Raw genomic sequence first — 2618 nt, 5'->3', positions numbered from 1 at the left:
CCCGCTCCGCGGGCGGCTGGCAGCAGGGCGATGGTGTGTGCTGCGGTCGGCAACTGGCCTGCGGAGTTCCCGGGGCTGGCCGGGAGAAGGCTGGGCGCCCTGCGGCTGTAGCGCATGGCGATTGCTGTCACTCGATGTCGGCTCCTGTCAGCCGGGGGCCGAGCGGCCTGGCGCAGGCGAGAGATGGAGCAGGGCACCGGGTGTGCTTCAGTATTGCTTCCGGATTGTCTCTGGAATGGATGGGTTGCATCGCTGTGGCTTCGGCTCGTCGTGGGTCAGAGAGTGACAGGGACTCAGAGTGCTACCGGTAGTGGGCAGTTCCGCTGTAGGACATGCCCAGGGCCACGGTGAGTTGCTTGATGTCGAGTTCGTCGGCAAGGGTGAGCAGCCGTGTGGAGCGCAGGATCCGCGGGAGGAGGCCGACTGGTGCGAGGCTGTCTCGGATGTGGGCTGCGCCGGCCGGGCCGGTGGTGACTCTGGTGAGCCGGGTGACGAGTACGTGCGGGTTGTCCGTGTGCAGGGCGTGGCGGTGGGTGAGGCAGGCTTCCAGGGCTCGCCATGTGGCGTCGTCGAGAGCGAGATCGATGCTGCGCCCGGGGAAGCGGACCGTTCGGGAGGCGGTGGCGATGTCCGTGAGGGTGAGGTGTTGGAATTCGGCGGTGGTGGCAGCGTGCAAAAGAGCCGCCAGGCCGATGAACGCCTCGTGCGGCAGGACACCCTCGCTGGCGCTCCAGCGGCGGTAGAGGGCACGCTGTTCGTCGAGGGTGAGGGTGGGGCCGCTAAAGCCTCGTGACTGCGGGGCCGCCATGCCCGCGGCGGGGTCGTGCAGCACCAGGCCGGTCCGGTGGGAGTGCGCGAAGGATTGGCGTGGGCCCGCCATCCAGGAAGCCCGGCGAGCCGTGTTCCGGGCCAGGAACGCTTCAAGGTCGGTGGCGTTCACGCCCGCCCAGGTGGTGTGGTCCTTCGCGTGGAGGTGGAGTGCCAGGTCCCGGACGGTGTCGAGGCGGATCTCGATGGTCTTGAGCTGATTCGGTCGCAGCCCGAGACGCTCGGCGTTCTCCCGCCGGGCCACCAGCACCTCCGCGAAAGCATGTGCGGCAGGGCGCAGCGGGGGCGGGAACGGCCTCGATCCGGCGCTGCCGACGGGTCTCGGCCCGCGTGCTCTGGATGTCTGCGGGGGTGTCGAGGTGGTGGTGGGTGTGGAAGAAGTCCGCGAGCAGCCGGCTGAGCCAGGCGCGCGTGCGGCGGGCTTCGGCAAGCAGACCGTGCGGGTCGGTATGGCCTGTGCCGATGACGAGGCGGGCCGTGTGAGCGAGGGCGTCCGCGCCGTAGAAGACGTTGCGGTGCTTTGCCAGATACACGGCGAACTGCTCCCACCAAGCCGGCGTGCAGGGCATCCGGCGGGCCCAGCCTGCCGCGCGGGTACCGACCGTGTGAGGCGGGTATTCGTAGCAGCGCTTGCACATGCCCCGCGCCCATTGGGACGCCACGCCGCATCCCGTGCAGGCCGCAGGCGGCTTAGCCCTCGCAGGATCGGGCACGGACGGCATCATTGGGTCGCCGCGTCCAGAATGCGCCGGCGCCCGCATCGCCGACATGGCCCGAGCGCCGGCCTGCCCACGGCCCGGCGCCGGCAAGCAGCGCACGTCTCCTCCGCAGGGCGTCTGCCGCCTCCACAGCCAGGACACGTCCGTAAGCACCAGGCACACGAGCCCGACCCTGGGCGCAGCCAGGGCATCTTCGTCCAGCCGGGACAGCGGCCCTGCACGGCGCCAGGAACGGAGGCTGACATGGATCTTGAACCTGCCAAGTAGGTGGAAGGACGGCCGACGAAGAGCCGCGGAGGTCAGAGGGGAGGCAGTGACCGTCTCCCGGCTACTCGCGACGGACCAGGCGATGGCCTCTCGTCTGGCAGCCCTGCCAGCGCGGGTCCCGAGGCTGGTACGAGCGTTGCGGGGCCGAGCACGAGGAGATCTCCAGGAGCGCAGTCCAGGGCCGTACACGGCGCGGCCAGGGTGGGCAGCTTCACCTGGGACGGCTGCCTGGTGAACAGAGCCGACACCGAGGCTGCGGACAGCTCCAGTCCCGCCTTCTCAACCAGTAGCCGCCGTAGCTGGGTCCCGGTCCACACACCGCGCTCCGCTGCCGCCATCCGCAACTGCCACTGAACGCCAGGCGAGGCCGGGTCCGCAAGCCCTGGTCCTGGTGGGGTCATGTCCATTGCCCTCTCCGGTCAGACGGCCAGGGCGCGGACGGCCGAGTCGGTGGCGCGCTGCCAGGCGTCCTCGACGAACCGCTGCGACGGCTTCACGTACGCCATCGTCGAAGCGATGTGCCGGTGCCTGAATGGCCACCGCCCTCGCCCACCCCGAGTACGGGCCCATCCTGCGCAAGCTCGCCCTCGAATCCGGCGACACCCACACCACCCCGGGCACCAGCTGATCCGCCGCTCCCTTCGGGCCGCCGCCCACCGCGAGCGGCCCCAAGGGAGCCCCCATGCCACCTGCCACGCCCGTCTACGAGCCCGTCATCGACCAGCACGACACCTGGATGGCCGTCAACCCCGTCCAGGGCTGCCCCAAGCGGTGCCGCTACTGCTACCTGGAAGACCTCGGGCT

Annotated in this window: 2 protein-coding genes; both read right to left on the bottom strand. The window is 70.2% G+C overall.

The features are described from left to right. Positions 1-301: 301 nt before the first annotated feature. Positions 302-1072 carry a hypothetical protein gene (locus tag AB0469_RS41015; RefSeq protein WP_366456709.1) on the bottom strand — a complete coding sequence of 257 codons (771 nt, stop codon included), beginning with the start codon at positions 1070-1072 and terminating at the stop codon, positions 302-304. 774 nt (positions 1073-1846) lie between these two features. After that, the gene (locus AB0469_RS41010; RefSeq protein ID WP_366456708.1) at positions 1847-2152 is read right to left on the bottom strand and encodes a helix-turn-helix transcriptional regulator; all 306 of its coding nucleotides are present in this window, start codon (positions 2150-2152) and stop codon (positions 1847-1849) included. Positions 2153-2618: the final 466 nt, after the last annotated feature.

The organism is Streptomyces sp. NPDC093801, assembly GCF_040701585.1.
Classification (GTDB): domain Bacteria; phylum Actinomycetota; class Actinomycetes; order Streptomycetales; family Streptomycetaceae; genus Streptomyces.
Note: the sequence above shows the minus strand (reverse complement) of the source record. Positions and strands in the feature narration are given on the sequence as shown.

Coding starts and splice junctions, on each gene's coding strand:
- AB0469_RS41010 (WP_366456708.1), bottom strand. CDS start 2,152: ATGGCGGCAGCGGAGCGCGGTGTGTGGACCGGGACCCAGCTACGGCGG.